Source organism: Pedobacter psychrodurus (assembly GCF_032678585.1).
Taxonomy (GTDB): domain Bacteria; phylum Bacteroidota; class Bacteroidia; order Sphingobacteriales; family Sphingobacteriaceae; genus Pedobacter; species Pedobacter psychrodurus_A.
In genome coordinates, this window is record NZ_JAVTSN010000067.1 from 14,288 (window position 1) to 31,691 (window position 17,404).

Here is a 17,404-nt window from a genome sequence, read left to right on the forward strand (position 1 = left end):
CTCCAATGGCAAATACCTATACTCGATTACATATACACATTGTTTTTGCTGTAAAATATCGCAAATCCGTTATCAATATCGAATGGGAAGACCGCTTACACAAATATATAACTGGTATTGTTCAAGGAAATGGACACAAAATGCTGGCAATAAATTCAATGCCTGATCATTTACACATGTTTATCGGATTAAATCCGGCACAGTCTATTTCTGATTTGATGCGCCTAGTTAAAGGCGACAGCTCAGAATTTGTTAATGTCCAGGGATTTACCAAACACCAATTTAGATGGCAAGAAGGTTATGGTGCTTTTAGCAATAGTCATTCGCAGATTGATGCTGTAGTTAAATATATTTTAAATCAAAAAGAACATCACAAAAAAAGAAATTTTAAAACGGAATACTTATCTATCTTACGCGATAACAAAATCGAGTATAACGAAAAATATCTGTTTACTGACCTGCTTGATGCTTAGAGGGTAGCCCCTAACGGGGCAAAAAAAATGCATCTTACATTTTTACAAAGAGGTAGCCACTCTGTGGCAAATCAGCAAAAAAAACATATAAACTATTTTACTGCCACAGAGGTATGCGCCGTAGGTGCTACTGCATTTTTACAATTGCGTAGTAATATATGCTATATGGGCAAATACTAAATACAATCTTATTGCCCCAGAGGGGCAACCTATTTGTAAACGCCTGCCCCCCATAATCATGCGCCGTAGGTGCTAATACATTTTTACAATTGCGTCGCAATATGTACCATATTGGCAAATACTAAATACAATCTTACTGCCCCAGAGGGGCAACCTATTTGTAAATCCCTGCCCCCCAATAATCATGCGCCGTAGGTGCTACTGCATTTTTACAATGCGAAGCAATATATGCCATACGGACAAATACTAAATACAATCTTACTGCCCCAAAGAGACAATAGACTTGCAATTCACGCATCTATGCTTATGGTCGATAGATGCTAATACATTTTTACAATTGCGTAGCAATATGTACCATATGGGCAAATACTAAATACAATCTTACTGCCCCAGAGGGGCAACCTATTTGTAAACGCCTGTCCCCAATAATCATGCGCCGTAGGTGCTACTGCATTTTAAAATTGAATAGTAATATGTGCTATATAGGCAAATCCTAAATACAATTTTACTGCCCCAGAGGGGCAACCTATTTGTAAACGCCTGCCCCCATAATCATGCGCCGTAGGTGCTACTGCACTTTACAATGCGTAGCAATATGTGCCATATGGACAAATATAAAGTGCAATTTTACTGCCCCAGAGGGGCAACCCCTTTGTAAACCATAAAACAACTAGCATCATGCACCGTAGGTGCTACCCATTTGTATTTCCAGACAAATTTTCAGTACAATAGGCTAATTATCAGCAATTTAGTCATAAAAAACAAAAACTTACCGACAAAATTTCCGATTTAAAAATCAAAACTAACATGGCATTTGTTTTGACTTAAAGGGAATATGAACTTCAACAATTTTACCATAAAAGCCCAGGAAGCAGTTCAACAGGCTTCTGAAATAGCCCAGGGCAATCAGCAACAGGCTATTGAAACGGCACACCTGCTTAAAGGTTTGCTTACTGTTGATGAAAACGTGGTTTCTTATGTTTTAAAGAAATTAAACGTTAACCTAAATTCATTGAATCAAAACTTAGATGCAGAGATTGCCAAGTTCCCGAAAGTGAGCGGAAGTAATGTCTATCTGTCATCAAATGCCAATAGCGTTTTACAAAAAGCGCAAACATTTTTAAAAGAATTTAAGGATGAATTTGTATCCGTAGAGCATTTATTGTTGGGTATACTTGCCGTTAACGATAACACTTCGAAATTATTAAAAGAACAGGGGGTTAACGAAAAAGACCTTAAAAAAGCCATTGTAGAATTGCGCGGCGATAACCGCGTAACTGATCAAAATGCAGAGGCTACTTATCAGGCCTTAAGCAAATATGCCAGGAATTTAAACGAATACGCAGAAAGCGGAAAATTAGACCCGGTAATTGGCCGCGACGAAGAAATCCGCCGTGTAATCCAGATTTTATCGCGTAGAACCAAGAATAACCCTATTCTTATTGGTGAACCAGGTGTGGGTAAAACCGCCATCGCTGAAGGAATTGCCTTCAGGATTATTAAAGGCGATGTGCCTGAAAATTTAAAAAGCAAAGTAGTCTATTCATTAGATATGGGTTCACTCATTGCGGGAGCAAAATACAAAGGCGAGTTCGAAGAACGATTAAAAGCCGTTGTTAAAGAAGTTACCCAAAGTGATGGCGAAATCGTTTTATTCATCGATGAGATCCACACTTTAGTGGGTGCCGGTGGTGGTGAAGGTGCAATGGATGCCGCAAACATCTTAAAACCTGCCCTTGCCCGTGGCGAATTACGTGCCATTGGTGCGACAACTTTGGATGAATACCAAAAGTATCTGGAAAAGGATAAAGCCTTAGAGCGCCGTTTCCAAAAGGTAATGGTAGAAGAGCCTGATACCCAGGATGCGATCTCTATCCTTCGTGGATTAAAAGAACGTTATGAGACACACCATAAGGTAAGGATTAAAGATGAAGCCATTATTGCGGCTGTAGAAATGAGTCAGCGGTATATTGCAGATCGTTTCTTGCCTGATAAAGCCATTGATTTAATGGATGAGGCTGCGTCGAAATTGCGTATGGAGATGGATAGCGTACCCGAAAACGTAGATGCTCTAGACCGTGAGATTATGCGTTTAGAGATTGAACGTGAAGCCATTAAACGCGAAAAAGACGATAGAAAAGTTAAAGAACTTTCTGAAGATATCGCCAATCTATCAGCAGAGCGTGATCAATTGAAGGCAAAATGGCAAGGTGAAAAAGATTTGGTAGACGCGGTGAATAATCAACTCGAGCAGATAGAACACTATAAATTAGAAGCCGAGCAAGCTGAACGTGCCGGAGATTATGGAAAAGTAGCTGAAATCCGTTACGGAAAAATTAAAGAGGCACAGGATCAGGTTGAAAAACTTAAAGCCGATTTAGAAAGTCAGCAGAGCGATAGCCGAATGCTTAAAGAAGAAGTAACTGCCGATGATATTGCAGGAGTGGTTGGCCGTTGGACAGGTATTCCGGTTACAAAGCTAATTGCCAGTGAGCGCGAAAAACTGCTTCATTTAGAAGATGAACTACATCAACGTGTAGCTGGTCAGGATGAAGCCATTGAAGCCATTTCTGATGCCATTCGCCGTTCCCGTGCTGGTTTACAGGATAAACGCAAGCCAATTGGTTCTTTCATCTTTTTAGGCACAACCGGTGTAGGTAAAACAGAATTAGCAAAGGCATTAGCCGAATTTTTATTCAATGATGAAAATGCTTTAACACGTATTGACATGAGTGAATATCAGGAACGCCATGCCGTTTCCCGCTTAATTGGAGCGCCTCCGGGATACGTGGGTTATGATGAAGGCGGACAGTTAACTGAAGCTGTTAGACGTAAACCATATTCGGTGGTGCTGCTTGATGAGATTGAAAAAGCACATCCTGATGTATTTAACATTCTATTGCAGGTATTAGATGATGGCCGATTAACTGATAATAAAGGCAGAACGGTGAATTTTAAAAACACCATTATCATTATGACCTCTAATATTGGTGCACACTTAATTCAGGATAATTTTAAAAATCTAAGCGACGAAAACCGCGATGAAGTAATTGCCAAAACCAAAAACGAACTGTTTGAGGTATTGAAACAGACCATTCGCCCGGAATTTTTGAATAGAATTGATGAGCTAATTATGTTTACACCATTAAACCGCAGCGAAATCAGAAATATTGTAAGCTTGCAGTTTAAACATGTACAGCAAACATTGGCCGAAATGGGTATAGAAATGGATGCCAGCGATGAAGCTTTGGATTGGCTGGCACAATTGGGTTACGATCCGCAGTTTGGTGCCAGACCGCTGAAAAGAGTGATCCAAAAAAGAATCTTAAATGAGTTGTCGAAAGAGATATTGGCGGGTAAGATAGATAAGGACAGCAAAATTAAGTTGGATATGTTTGACCATAATTTTGTGTTCCTGAATCAAAATGCTGGTTAATATATGCCGATCAAATCCCGTCCCGATTACGTTGGGACGGTTTTTTTTTGTCCTTTAAACACCTGTAATCTGAGTTAAATAGCTGGATTTAAGTTTTTTTAACATTTATCATATTGATATAGCCATTTAGGATGATTAGAATTGCAGAAACACAAGCTCTCGAAAATGAGTACAAAATTCTATCCGCTCTTCATCTTAACTTTCCTTACCTGTAATGTCTTCGCACAGAAATTTAAAAAATCAGCACTTTTAAAAGACATTACAACATTGCCTATGCCCGATACGGGTACATTTGTTTCGGTGTTTTATACCACAAATGAAAATCCGGAAATTGTAGCCACTCATCGCCTTGCTGCTCAAACTGAAGTTTTAACTACAGTTATAATGACTGCCAGCCTGGGTAAGGGGCAGATTTTTACGATTGGTTCGTCAGATTACTTTAAAAGTAAGTTATTGGCTGATCAAAATATCCAGAAACTGCTAAGAAATATCCTCGAAAATGCCACCGTTCATCCAAAAAAACTAAAAGTAGCGGTAACCAAAACAGCTGATCCCGCATTGGTTAACGTTTTAAAAGCCAATAAAGCAAAAGTTTATGTAGCTGAAAACACTAAAATACAGGCAAAAACAGATCTATATTTTTTAACAGATGATGTAACAGATACTACAGAGCAGCATGCCCTCGAAAAATTTGTGCGCGATGGTGGCAGTCTGGTTTACGGTTCGCCATACCCCTATATTTATAAACACCGCGATCCGGGCAAATCATACCTGAACGACCTCGTAAAGATCAATAACGTATTAAGCAAGGCTGGTATATTTAACGCATATACTTTATTTCTGGTAGAAAACGTAAAAGATAGCCTGACCTTTAAAAAAGAACCTTTTTATCTCGACCTGAAAAATATTACAAGAGAACTGGTCAAACCTATCCCAAAATCAATCGATCCCAACGAGTATGCCTATGCGGTAGAGCCCACCCTTGAACTGGCTTTCCAGTACAATGCTGATACCAGCGGGATCATAAAAAAAGTAAAGTCTATATTATCTATCAGCGACACACTCGCCGTACCAACATTAAAAAAACCACTTGATATTTCCACTCCTGCAAAAAAGGCCGGATATAAATTTTCAAAATATCTTTTTGATAAATCCCATAATGTAGAAAAGTCAACCGATTTTATTTACCCCGAAAGTAAGTCGTTTCCCGGCGAAGTACCCAAAAGTGCAAAACGCACGGTTGAGCAGATCAATATAGAGGTAAAAGTAGGTTCACAGGGCTTGCTCGATCCTTACGCTGGTTATTTCAGGTTGCACAGTACCGGCCTTTATGTACCAGCGGGAGAAAAAGTAAACATCGTGGTCAATCCGATGTATAAAAATCAACAATTAAAGGCCCAGGTTGGTATCCACAATGATGATTTAAAACATATGGATAATCTGGTAAGGGCCGGTTTTGATTTAACCAGATCTTTTGAACTGGATAAAGATACCACAACCATTTTTTCACCTTATGGCGGTTTGCTATACATCAAGATTCCAGATAGTTCTACCCTAAAATCGATCAATATTACAGCAAGTGGTGTGGTGAAGGCACCCTATTATAAATTAGAGAAGAATACTCTTGCCGAATGGGAAGCCATTAAAAACAACCCAGCACCATGGGCAGAGCTTGCTACGAATAATATTATTCTTACTGTTCCATCCTATCGGATTAAAAACCTGGAAAATCCGGAATCACTAATGAAGTTTTGGAACCGGGTAATGGATGCAGATGCTGATCTGGCTATCATCAGCCGCAATAGAACCCACCCAGAAAGGATCATTATTGATAATCAGGTTGCTTACGGTTATATGTTTACACAGTGGGATAAAATTGTGGCGCCGGATGATCAAAGCTGCGCCTGGATGCTAGATGAGAAAATTGTAGGCACAACAGGAAGCTGGGGGCACTTTCACGAACTTGGCCATCGCCATCAATTTTGGGCACTTGATATGGATGAGGTAGGTGAGGTAACTACAAATCTATATTCGATGTATGTATATGATAAGGTACTAAATAAAGGGATTTATAATCACGATGCAATTAAAAGCAAAGAAGAAGTAAGAAAAAGAATCCAGGGATATCTTCAAAATCAACCCACTTTCGAAAAGTGGGGAAATGATCCATTTGTCGCCTTAAGTATGTATATCCAGATTATAGAAAATTTTGGATGGGAACCCATTATCAAAGCCAATAAAATATACCGCGAAATGGATCCCAGGAAATACTATGACCATCCACTGAATAACCAGCAACGTATCGATCTTTGGTATACAACCATTTGCAAAACTACCAATGCCAATTTATCTTCTTTTTTCGAAATCTGGAAAATACCTGTGAGCGAAAAGGCAAAGAACGAAACACGCGATTATAAAACCTGGCTTCCAGCTGAGCTTGTTACTTATCTTCCACATTAATTCATCCTATCCCGTAACTAAGTTTACGGGATTTTTTATTTAAAACGTAACTAACATGATAGTTCATTTTCTTGTTTTTTAATTCAATAATGATTATTATTGATTACACACAAAAACACAAATAAAATGAAACCTAAGTTAATCATCATGGCGCTGCTATGCGCCGTCAGTTGGCGCTGTTATGCCCAAACTGAAAAAGGATCCGGCTTTGTTGGCATGAGTGCCAGTTTTGGGACTTCCAAACAGAACAGTTCTTCACCAAGCCTTAACACTTTTACCCTAACGCCACGTGGCGGCTACTTTTTGGCCAATAATTTTGCCATAGGCCTCGAAATCCCATTAAATCTCTCAAAACTTAGAAGAGAAGATTATATTGTATGGGATGAAGAAGATGGCAGGTACGAAGACCGCCACGGCGTAAAGGAATTTAGTATTGGCATCTCCCCTTTCGTACGTAAATACATCGATGTTAAAAATCGTTTTAAGTTTTTTATGCAGGCCAATCTCCTGCTCCAGTTAAACACCTTTAACCGTATTGATGAGGATGGTTACCTCATCCGTACCGATGCCAAAGTAAAGGGATATGGGGCCAGTATAAGTCCTGGTTTTACCTATTTCGTGTCAGACCATTCTGCCATTGAGTTTTCGTTCCCAATTGTAAACTTCTTCCATCAAAATTATTACTCGGAAGGATCACTCTACAATTACGACAAAACCAATAACCTGAAACTTGCGCTGCAGAATTTCACCCCAACATTTACGTTCAATTATCATTTTTAATCTCTGATCAGATGAGAAAAATATTCAATCTAATAAGCTTAAGAATTTTAAGCTTAGTCTTGCTCTTCACTTACGTATGTAATGTGAAAGCCCAGACAACAGAAAGCACTGAAATAAAATATTATAAAAGTATTTTCCCCGAAGAAAATGGGAAGCCAGAGTCTATTGGCAATAAAAAAATAGAATACTATCGAAGCATCTTTCCGGAAGAGAACGGAAAGATTAAATCCATTGGAGATAAGAAATTTGAATACTATAGAAGTATTTTCCCCGAGGAAAATGGAAAAGTTAAATCTATTGGCGATAAAAAAATCGAATATTATCGAAGCATCTTTCCCGAAGAAAATGGAAAGGTAAAATCAATCGGGGATATGTCAATCGAATATTATCGAAGCATCTTCACTGAAGAAGATGGAAAAATCAAATCAATAGGCAATGTAGCAATCCAATACTACAGGAGCATTTTTGAAGAAGAGAATGGAAAGATTAAATCGATAGGTGGCGCACAGATCGAATACAACAGAAGTATTTTCCCTGAGGAAAACGGAAAGATCAAATCCATTACCGGGAATATAGGAGACGATTGTAACTCCACTCCTCTTGAAATGTACTACTTTATCCTGAACGCAAATTCTAAATAGGGTACATATCAGTCTAATTAATATGCAACACCGATCGAACAAAACAGATCGGTGTTTTTTTTTATTACTGATAATCAATAACTTAACTAAGTTACAACTAAACTAATAGTTAATATCACTTTTTTATTTTATTATTGAATACACAAAAACACAAATGAAATGAAAAAACAATTATTAGTTACGGCTATGGCCGTGGGTATCTCCCTATGCGGTTTCGCGCAAACAAAAGGAACAAATGCTTTAAGCTTCGGTGTAAACTCTACTAAATCCAAAAGCAGTGGCAACAACTACGAAACCGAATCTAAAAACAACTCCTTTACGCTTGGTTATGGCTATTTCTTTAAAGACAATGATAAAATTGGCTTAGATTTAACCTATGGAATAAATAAAAATTTCTCTGGAAGTAACAGTAACCAAGAACAAAAAAGCTATGGCGGAAACCTAAGTTACCAACGCTATTTTCCTCTTATAAAAACCTTATATGCTTATGCAGGTGGAAGAGCTAGCTACACCTATTCTAAAAACATTAGTTTATACGACAATGCTTATCCTCAGGTAACAAACTTCACTTCAAACCAATACGCTATAGGTGCCTATGGTGGGATTACCTGGTTCGTTTCTAAAAGATTTGCATTGGAAACAAGTCTATTATCTGCAGATATTGCCTACAGCAAAACAGAACAAAACGAAGTCAACGCCAATAACTTTTTCACCAAAAATGAATATACCTCATTCAATTTAAGCAGTCAAGGCTTTATCAATAACCTTGGCTTTAAGATTTATATCCTTTTTTAACTTCTCAACAGTCAAAATTCTGGCCCATCCGCTAAAATTGGATGGGCTTTTTTATTTCTTCTTTGTTTCTATATTCGGCAAGAAACCTGTTAATAACCCAATTAAAGGCAGAAAGGCACATACATTAAATACATATTCGATACTCGTAGAATCGGCTAGTTTTCCTAACAAAGCCGATCCTATGCCGCCCATACCAAAAGCAAAGCCAAAAAACAGTCCTGCAACCAAGCCTACTTTTCCCGGGATCAGTTCTTGTGCATAAACTAAAATTGCAGAGAATGCAGATGCCAGGATCATTCCAATAGGAACGATCAGTACTCCCACCCAAAACAGGCTGGCATGTGGCAACAACAGCGCAAATGGTGCTGTACCCAATATTGATGCCCAGATCACATACTTTCGACCTATTTTATCGCCTATTGGTCCACCCAACAAGGTTCCTGCAGCAACAGAGAACAAAAATACAAATAGATAGATCTGTGAAGTCTGTACAGAAACATGGAATTTATCAATCAGATAAAAGGTGAAGTAGTTGGTTAAACTTGCCATGTAGAAATATTTGGAGAAGATCAACAACAACAGAATACAAACAGAAAAGATCACTTTACTTCTCGAAAACTGATTCACAACCGTCTGTATATTAATCTTTTTACTTCTCGAAAGCATAAAACCTTTATACCAATTGCCTACATAGGTAAGGATGATGATGGCCAATAGCGCAATCACCGAAAACCAAACCACACTAAACTGACCGTAGGGTACAATAATCCAGGCGGCCAATAATGGACCTAATGAGCTCCCGGCATTTCCGCCCAATTGAAAAACGGATTGCGCCAGTCCCCTCTTTCCACCCGATGCTGCATGTGCCATTCTGGATGCCTCCGGATGAAATATAGATGAGCCTATCCCAATGAAGCATACCGAAATTAATATGGTATAAAAATGGGTGGATTGTGAAAGCGAAACTAAACCGATCAGCGTAAAGCCCATCCCAGTTGCCAGCGAATATGGCTGAGGCTTTTTATCGGTATACAGTCCTACAAAAGGTTGTAGTAATGATGCGGCCAATTGAAAAGTAAGTGTAATTAAACCAATTTGCGAAAAGCTTAAATGATAACTGGTTTTAATGATGGGATAAATTGCCGGAATTAACGATTGTATGGTATCGTTTAGCAAATGCGAAAAACTTAAAGCGAAAAGTATCGGGAAAACGGTTTTTTCAATAATTGATGTGGTAGATGTATGCTCAGTCATAACGGTATCTTATACCGTCAAAAATAGTGATTATAAATTTTTAAACTACACAACTTGTCCTTGCAAAAGCAAAACATTTTGATAAAGTTTCGGTTTAATAGCTATGGAAAAGAATAGAAAAATTGTGGGTTTATGCGGCAGCCTTAGAAAAGGTTCTTATAATGCAATGTTACTTAAAATTGCAGGCGATTTAATACCCGAAGGTATCGAATTTGAAATTGTAGCTTTTGATGAGATCCCGGTTTATAATGCAGACTATGATTTACCTGAAGTTGAAGAAAGACCAGCAAGTGTGGTAAAATTTAGAAATGCCCTTGCCGCTGCAGATGCTTTTATTATTGCCTCTCCCGAATATAACTATTCTATTCCCGGTGGGTTGAAAAATGCGATCGACTGGGCCAGCCGTGGCAAGGATTCACCATTGATGCATAAACCGGTTGCTGTAATGGGTGCCACACAAGGAATGTGGGGTACCGTAAGGATGCAAACGGCGTTCCTGCCCGTTTTTACTTTCTTAAATATGAATCCGGTTTTACAACCAGAAGTTTTGGTTGCACAGGCACAAAACAAATTCGATGCAGATGGAAACTTAAGCGACGAGAAAACCATCAGCATCATCAAAAAGAAAATCGAAAATTTAATTTCAGCCTGTAAGGTTTAAATAAAGCTGCGATAAGGTTTCCTCAAAACCTGCCATTTCTGCTACTTAAAAATCTGACATTTATACAAAAAAAGTCAGATTGTCAATCTGTCATGTCCAAAAAATTAATCAATCGATTGATCTTTGGTCACACGAAAATAATATTGGCTTAACATTAAATTTACATCTGTTTGTGAGTTAAGCAGTTGACAAAAAACTGATTTTTTAATGACGTAGACAAAGTTTTTTGGCACAAGTGTTGACTTTTAGGCGAATATAGTCAGAGATTAAAAGAGCAAAATTGACTATATTTTAATAACAAATAAATAATAAAAAAGATGAAAAAACTATTATTATCTTTAGTAGCAGTAGCAGGTTTAGTTTATGGTGCACATGCACAAACTGAAAAAGGAAATTTTATGTTAGGTGGTAATGTAGGTGTTAATTCTACAAAAGCTGATGGCGCTCCAAAAGCAGATTTCAGCTTTACAGTATTACCAAGTGTTGGTTACTTTATCAGCAACAATTTTGCAATCGGTACCGGTGTTGGTTACGAATACAATAAAACAGTTAGTGAGAAAACACAAGATGGTGCTTTTAAAGTTGCTCCATTCGGTCGTTATTATGTTGGTTTATCTGATCAATTTAAATTCTTCGGACAATTATCTGTGCCATTGGCTTTCGGTCAGTTAAAAGCAACTGATGCAAACGGCGATAATTCAGTTAAATTGGGTACAACTACTAAAATCGGTGTAGAATTAGCACCAGGTTTTGCTTTCTTCCCAACTAAAAGAATCGGTATCGAACTTTCGGTTAAAGGTTTAAGTTATGAAAACTATACCATCAAAGCTGAAGGAACAGGTGCTAAATTAAAAACAAACAGCTTTGGCTTAAATGCTGATACTTTTGCACCAAGATTAGGTGTACAATTCTACTTTTAATTAAGTCTTCCCAAAAGGAAAAACTTAATAAATGACTTTTTTTCAAGGAGCGTCCCGGTTGATTAATCGGGACGCTTTTTGTTATTTCTTTTCTCTGATGGCTTTAAATTCAGATCCCTCTTTCCATTTCGGATAAGCATCTTCATTGCTGATGCGGTAACCCATATCAAAAAGCATCCTCACATCTTCTATAATCCCTGATAAATCCCATGTTTTGGCATCAAAATTATCCTGCGGCGAATGGTAACGGAATTTGGTAAAATCAGCTACCTGCTTTAATCCCCACTCCCTACCGTTTTTGATGTTATCTACTCCAGAACCAGTAAATAGCGATGGCACACCCACCTTGGCCAGGTTAAAATGATCTGAACGGTAATACAAGCCTGATGATGGAACAGGATCTGGCACAATTACCCGTCCCTGCTTTTTTGCACACTCGGCCGCATAATCCTCCAGTTCTGATTGACCAAAGCCATACACCACAACATCTTTTGTTTTACCAGCTATACCCATCATATCCATATTAATATTGGCTACGGTTTTTGCCAATGGAAAAGTAGGATGTTTGGCATAATACTCCGATCCCAATAAACCTTGCTCCTCTGCCGTATAAGAAATAAACAGGATGGTTCGCCCTGGCGCTTTAGGCAGTTTTTTGAAGGCTGAAGCAATTTCGAAAAGAGACGCAACGCCCGTTGCATTATCAACAGCTCCATTATAGATCGAATCGCCCTGTATCTTTTCTCCTATACCTAAATGATCCCAATGTGCCGAATAAATAATGGCTTCATCTTTACGTTTATCGCCTGGTATTTTAGCCAGAACATTATAGGTAACCGATTTCTTGATGGTATTTTTAACCTTTAAAGATGTTGTGATATTTAAATGTACCGCTTTAAAACCTTTTTTACGGGCACTTAAAGCCAACTCATCGAACGATTTGCCATCCATTGCGAATAGCTGTTTTGCCTTATTTAAAGTAATCCAGCCCTCTACCACGCTCCTGTTCATACCATTATCTTCACTTTGTAATGTGAGTTTAGATTTCGACCAGCCGCTTCGTACAACAGTCCATGGATAAGCTGCCGGCTCAGTATCATGTACGATGATGATTCCTGTAGCCCCTTGCCTTGCAGCTTCTTCAAACTTATACGTCCAGCGGCCATAATAGGTCATGTTTTTTCCCTTAAATAAAGTAGAATCGGCAAACCCGGGATCGTTGATCAGCACTACAACCGTTTTCCCCTTTACATCAAGATTGGCATAATCGTTCCAGCTATACTCCGGTGCAACAATGCCATAACCTGCAAAAACCAAAGGTGAATTGTTGATGCTCACCTCGTTTTGTACACGCCTTGTTCCGGCCACAAAATCGTTTAAATAGTTTAAAGTTAAAGAAGTGGTTTTTCCTTTAAATACCATTTTATCTTCTGGTACCGATTTAATCTCGACCATAGGTACCTCCTGAAAAAAACTGCTTCCATTGCCTGGCTCCAATCCCAATTTTTCGAACTGTGCCTTTAAATAATTAATGGTTTTGGTTTCACCAGTGGTAAAAGGTTTTCTTCCCTGCAAACTATCAGCCGCAATTACCGATAAATATTGGGTTAAACTCGAATCGTTAATTGCTTTTATAGCCAGAGAATCGGCAACAGTGTTAGTGCTTTTTATACTTTGTTTGCAGGCACAAAAAAAAAGAAGCGCACAGCTGGAAAATAGTATGAGTTTTTTCATTTATAAGGATTAGATTCTGGTTTACTGATATGATGAAAATACAAAGAAATCAGGAATTATCTGCGTTTATCACCTTAAAATCTGTAGATACGCATGAGCAATAATGGTTGCCGCAGATTACACAGATTCACGCAGATAAGTTCTAAACACACTTAATTCTAATGTTACTGAACTATCATTTCAGATCAGCAGGACAAATAAATCAAAAGAGTTTCCTCAATCACGCAGATGATCGTTATTTCTTAATCAGTTTAAATTTCTTCAACTGTTGTCCGTTTTTATTAATCACCCCTACATAAACACCTGTTGATAGTGCATTAAGGGCAAATTTATTCGAGCTTGTTGCCTTTTCTTCAAAAACCTTCTGCCCTAAAATATTAAATATCGACAAGCTATAATCTTCGAACGAGCCACTCAGAATGGTTAAATAATCGGCTACAGGATTGGGGAAGAAAGAAAACTGGTCTTCCTTAAGATATACCACCGAAACCAGATCACTCTGCACCTGCCCGTTTGCCGTTTCGAAAGTTACCCGGTAAAATTGGATACCTTCCTTTGGTTTATCATCAAAAATGGTATAGTCAACCTGATTTTGAATGGGTTTCGTTTGCTGTAGCACTGTAAAAGTATTCACACCTGTCTGTTTTTCCCAAATGATATTCTTTAAATCCAAGGTAGTTCCAATATTCAGATCGAGCCTAATTCGATCTTCAGCCACCGATGCCAACAAACTTTTCACATAACAGGCGATTCCTTGCTGTGTATAATCGATGGTATAACTTTTTAAACCTGTAAATCCAGTTCCGTTGGCCGCTACCGCAAAATATTTTCCGGGAACTTTAGTGATATCAAGCTTTGTAATGGTATCGGTAAGGGTTAACACTGGCGAAAGCACATTATTTACAACACTATACAGTGTATAATCTTTAGCACCCGGCTGAGGGTTCCAGTTTAATACAATCCCATCTTTACAGGCATAACCTACCTTTAATACCAGCGGACTTGAAACAACAAAAGACTGACTCATCATTACATTCCCCTCAACTTCCATTTTTACCATTGCTTTCGAAAACAGATCAGGCGCAAGCCAATTATAAAAGCCTCTGCTTAAATCTAAACCCGAAGCAATCAATTTCCATGTAAGCCCATTATCATAACTCACCGATAAATTCCCGCTTTTGGCTGAGTAGCTGTTTTCCCATCGGATGTAATTCCCCTCATTGCCAAAAAAGTATTCGTTTTTCTCTGGGCTAATAAAAGAAAAAGTATTCTTCAGTTTGTAACGATAAGCTAAAGCAAAACGCTGATTGGTCCCCTGCGCAATTCTATTTCCTTTAACACGGACATTGTAAGTTCCTGCCGTTGGATTGTCCAGACTGATCTGCTGAACAGTATTAATTACATCTGCCCTGCGTACTGCTGGCTTTGATAGCGAATCTAAATGAGGGAAACTACTTAAAGACCATGGTAAAGTTATACTGCCCGATGGGCTTTCGAGACTTAAATCCAACCCGTTAACCAAACTTTGCGCAGCATTAACAACCGCTGGAGGATCGTTCCAGGTAATGGTGAGTTTAACTTCCGCCACATTGGCTGGAACAGTTAAAGGGATCACCAAATCCTGGTTTTTGGCTACATCATACAAAGAAACCCGGTTTTCATCTAAAGTTTTCAGCGATTGGGCTACATTCAGTTTTCCATAACCATATATAAAATCAACTTGTGGCGTTCCCAAATCATCAGCCGAGTTAATCAGTGTTGCCCTGATCAGCGAAGCGGAAGCGGCTTTTTTATACTTCTGCTGATAAAACTGTTCCAACAAAGCAACTGATCCACTGGTAATTGCCGCAGAACCCGATGTTCCGTCTTCACCCAGGGCAACAAGCTCGGGCTTTACACGTCCATCGTATGCAGGCCCTTTACTGCTTAGGCTTTCAGAAACATTTTCTCTACTAATGCCGCCTATAACCAATAGATTTTTGGCCTGTTTAAAATTACCCGTTAAATTGGCTATAGCGGTTATCCCTTGATAAAACCCTACCGATGGCGTTGTTGTTCCTCTATTTCCGGCCGAAAAAACATGGATCATGGTATCGGTTTCAAAGATCTGTTTATCGTATGCAGCGGCTTCCATTCCGTAATCATTATCAATATCAGTACCGTAGGAATGGTTTTGGACTTTAATCTGAAGCCTGTTTAAATCCGTAACCAAATCGGGCATCAGATTAATAAAATCAGAATAAGCCAATTTAGCTTTTGGAGCTGCCCCCAATCCACGGATAAAAGAATTACCACTGCCTAAGGCCAGCGTGGCCATTGTAGTAGCATGACTGGTAGGTGTATCGCCAATAATGGCACCGGGCAGGGTTTTTCCCAACAGATCAAGGTCGGCCGCATCATACATGCCTTCTTTAAAAGAAACATTGACTCCAGTACCATCGATACCCGGAAAAAGACTATGGGCATTCGAAATTTGGTTTAAACTTAAATCGATACCATTAATCACCACCTCCTCTTTAGCCACAGGCAACACATCTGCATATAAAACGTCGTCCAGATCAAGTAACAACATCAAATCGGCAGGTAAAATATGTACAGTGCAAATATTATTTAAATGGTCTATCTTTTTTATGCTTAGGTTTTTACCTGTATTTGGCAGAAGGTTTATGTTTTTAAAAGCTAACCTCACCAGGATGGAATCGTTCTTTTTACCCTCCTTATTTATCACTTTCATCAGCCGATCACTGGCTTTCCAAAGTCCGTTAGCTTGTTGCTGATAAATGATGCTTTTTGAAAGACCAGAAACTGCCGGTTTTTCGACAATAAAATAATCGCCGGCAAGCTTCTTTTTAGGGTTCAATAACCGGATTTCGCTGGCTGTTAAACTGCGGTTGAACCGAACCAAAATGGGCTGTTCGAAACTTATTTTTTGAGAATTTCCTGTTTTTGAAATATATTTTTCAAAATATTTTTCTATTCCCACAGGTTGTACTTGTGCGTTTAAATAAAACGCAGACATACACAAATACATAACTAAAAATACAGTAGTGACTTTCAATAATTATTTTATTATAAATTTTTGTTTACATCGTTTATCTTCCCTAAATTAGGGTTTATAAGGTAATCCACCAATTTTATTAACTAACTTATTCATTCTAAAAAAAAATCAAACCTAAACAAGATGAAAACATCCCAATTTTTATCCATTGCAGCACTATGTCTTCTATTCACTACTCTATACTCTTGTAAGAGTAATAATACAGAGAACGCAGTAGAAAACAAAACAGATATTTCAGCTGACAAATTATCACAGATCAAATCCTTAGGCTTTAGTACAGATAATGTACGTAAAATAGACGAAGGTTATTTAGTTGAAGGCGATATTCTTTTAACTGAAGATAATTTAACTGAAACGTCAACAGGTGCAAATTTAAACATTGCTGAAACCGAGCAGTACCGAACCACAAACATTGTTAAATCTTTACCACGTGTAGTTACTGTATCGGTTACCAATTTACCACAGGTATATAGCGATGCAGTAAATACCATGATTTCGAGATACAACTCTTTAGGCTTACGTCTTACTTTCCAGAGAGCAAGCGGAAGCGCAAAAGGAAACATCGACATTGTTGGCTTTAACGAAGGTCCGAGCGGTGGCTTTATTACTTTAGGTTCATCTGGCTTCCCTACTTCATCAGGTGCGCCTTTTAACAAGGTTAAAATGAACACGAATGCTGCAGCCTACGGTGCCAATCCAAATTTACTGTACCTGGCTTCTGTTCTTCAGCACGAAGTTGGTCACTGTATTGGTTTCCGCCATACAGATTACATGAACCGTGCTTTTAGCTGTGGCGCGAGCGGTGCAGGAAATGAAGGTGCATCGAATGTTGGTGCAGTTAGAATACCAGGAACTCCTTCTAGTCCTGATGCAGCATCATTTATGTTGGCTTGCTCTAATGGTGGCAACCGCACCTTTAATGCCAACGATGTAATTGCGATCAATTATCTTTACAACTAAAAAAACACCCAACGGATTACCTTACAGATCAAAGTTAGAAGCCCCGAATATT

Annotated in this window: 12 protein-coding genes; 9 read left to right on the forward strand and 3 right to left on the reverse strand. The window is 38.5% G+C overall.

The annotated features are described in order from the left end of the window. Nucleotides 1–5: 5 nt before the first annotated feature. The 6 genes from tnpA (at nt 6) to R2S57_RS28135 (ending at nt 8,765) form a co-directional block, all read left to right on the forward strand. Entirely contained in the window at nt 6–473 is a 468-nt protein-coding gene (tnpA, locus tag R2S57_RS28110; protein WP_316848241.1) for an IS200/IS605 family transposase, read from the forward strand. Between the two features lie 1,015 nt (nt 474–1,488). Then, nucleotides 1,489–4,089 (forward strand): ATP-dependent chaperone ClpB, encoded by a 2,601-nt coding sequence (clpB, locus tag R2S57_RS28115; protein WP_316848242.1) that lies wholly within the window; start codon nt 1,489–1,491, stop codon nt 4,087–4,089. A gap of 165 nt (nt 4,090–4,254) precedes the next feature. Further along, nucleotides 4,255–6,549, forward strand: a complete 2,295-nt coding sequence (locus R2S57_RS28120; RefSeq protein WP_316848243.1) for a M60 family metallopeptidase — start codon at nt 4,255–4,257, stop codon at nt 6,547–6,549. A gap of 126 nt (nt 6,550–6,675) precedes the next feature. Further along, nucleotides 6,676–7,329, forward strand: coding sequence for a hypothetical protein (locus tag R2S57_RS28125; protein ID WP_316848244.1), 654 nt, complete (start codon nt 6,676–6,678; stop codon nt 7,327–7,329). An 11-nt stretch (nt 7,330–7,340) separates the two neighbouring features. Further along, the gene (locus R2S57_RS28130; RefSeq protein ID WP_316848245.1) at nt 7,341–7,970 is read left to right on the forward strand and encodes a hypothetical protein; all 630 of its coding nucleotides are present in this window, start codon (nt 7,341–7,343) and stop codon (nt 7,968–7,970) included. Nucleotides 7,971–8,129: 159 nt separating this feature from the next. Continuing rightward, on the forward strand, nt 8,130–8,765 hold the full coding sequence (locus R2S57_RS28135; RefSeq protein WP_316848246.1) for an outer membrane beta-barrel protein: 636 nt from the start codon (nt 8,130–8,132) through the stop codon (nt 8,763–8,765). Between the two features lie 51 nt (nt 8,766–8,816). Here the strand turns inward: R2S57_RS28135 and R2S57_RS28140 are convergent, their stop codons facing one another. Further along, nucleotides 8,817–10,019 carry an MFS transporter gene (locus tag R2S57_RS28140; protein ID WP_316848247.1) on the reverse strand — a complete coding sequence of 401 codons (1,203 nt, stop codon included), beginning with the start codon at nt 10,017–10,019 and terminating at the stop codon, nt 8,817–8,819. A 103-nt stretch (nt 10,020–10,122) separates the two neighbouring features. Between R2S57_RS28140 and R2S57_RS28145 the strand changes: the two genes are divergently transcribed. Both R2S57_RS28145 and R2S57_RS28150 read left to right on the forward strand, forming a co-directional pair. Further along, nucleotides 10,123–10,680 (forward strand): NAD(P)H-dependent oxidoreductase, encoded by a 558-nt coding sequence (locus R2S57_RS28145; protein ID WP_316848248.1) that lies wholly within the window; start codon nt 10,123–10,125, stop codon nt 10,678–10,680. 317 nt (nt 10,681–10,997) lie between these two features. After that, nucleotides 10,998–11,600, forward strand: coding sequence for an outer membrane beta-barrel protein (locus R2S57_RS28150; protein ID WP_316848249.1), 603 nt, complete (start codon nt 10,998–11,000; stop codon nt 11,598–11,600). A gap of 81 nt (nt 11,601–11,681) precedes the next feature. On the opposite strand, the gene R2S57_RS28155 is transcribed toward R2S57_RS28150, so the two are convergent. Both R2S57_RS28155 and R2S57_RS28160 read right to left on the reverse strand, forming a co-directional pair. Then, nucleotides 11,682–13,334, reverse strand: a complete 1,653-nt coding sequence (locus tag R2S57_RS28155; protein WP_316848250.1) for a M28 family metallopeptidase — start codon at nt 13,332–13,334, stop codon at nt 11,682–11,684. 235 nt (nt 13,335–13,569) lie between these two features. Next, on the reverse strand, nt 13,570–16,353 hold the full coding sequence (locus tag R2S57_RS28160) for a S8 family serine peptidase (RefSeq protein WP_316848251.1): 2,784 nt from the start codon (nt 16,351–16,353) through the stop codon (nt 13,570–13,572). Between the two features lie 162 nt (nt 16,354–16,515). Between R2S57_RS28160 and R2S57_RS28165 the strand changes: the two genes are divergently transcribed. Beyond that, on the forward strand, nt 16,516–17,352 hold the full coding sequence (locus R2S57_RS28165) for a M57 family metalloprotease (protein ID WP_316848252.1): 837 nt from the start codon (nt 16,516–16,518) through the stop codon (nt 17,350–17,352). Nucleotides 17,353–17,404: the final 52 nt, after the last annotated feature.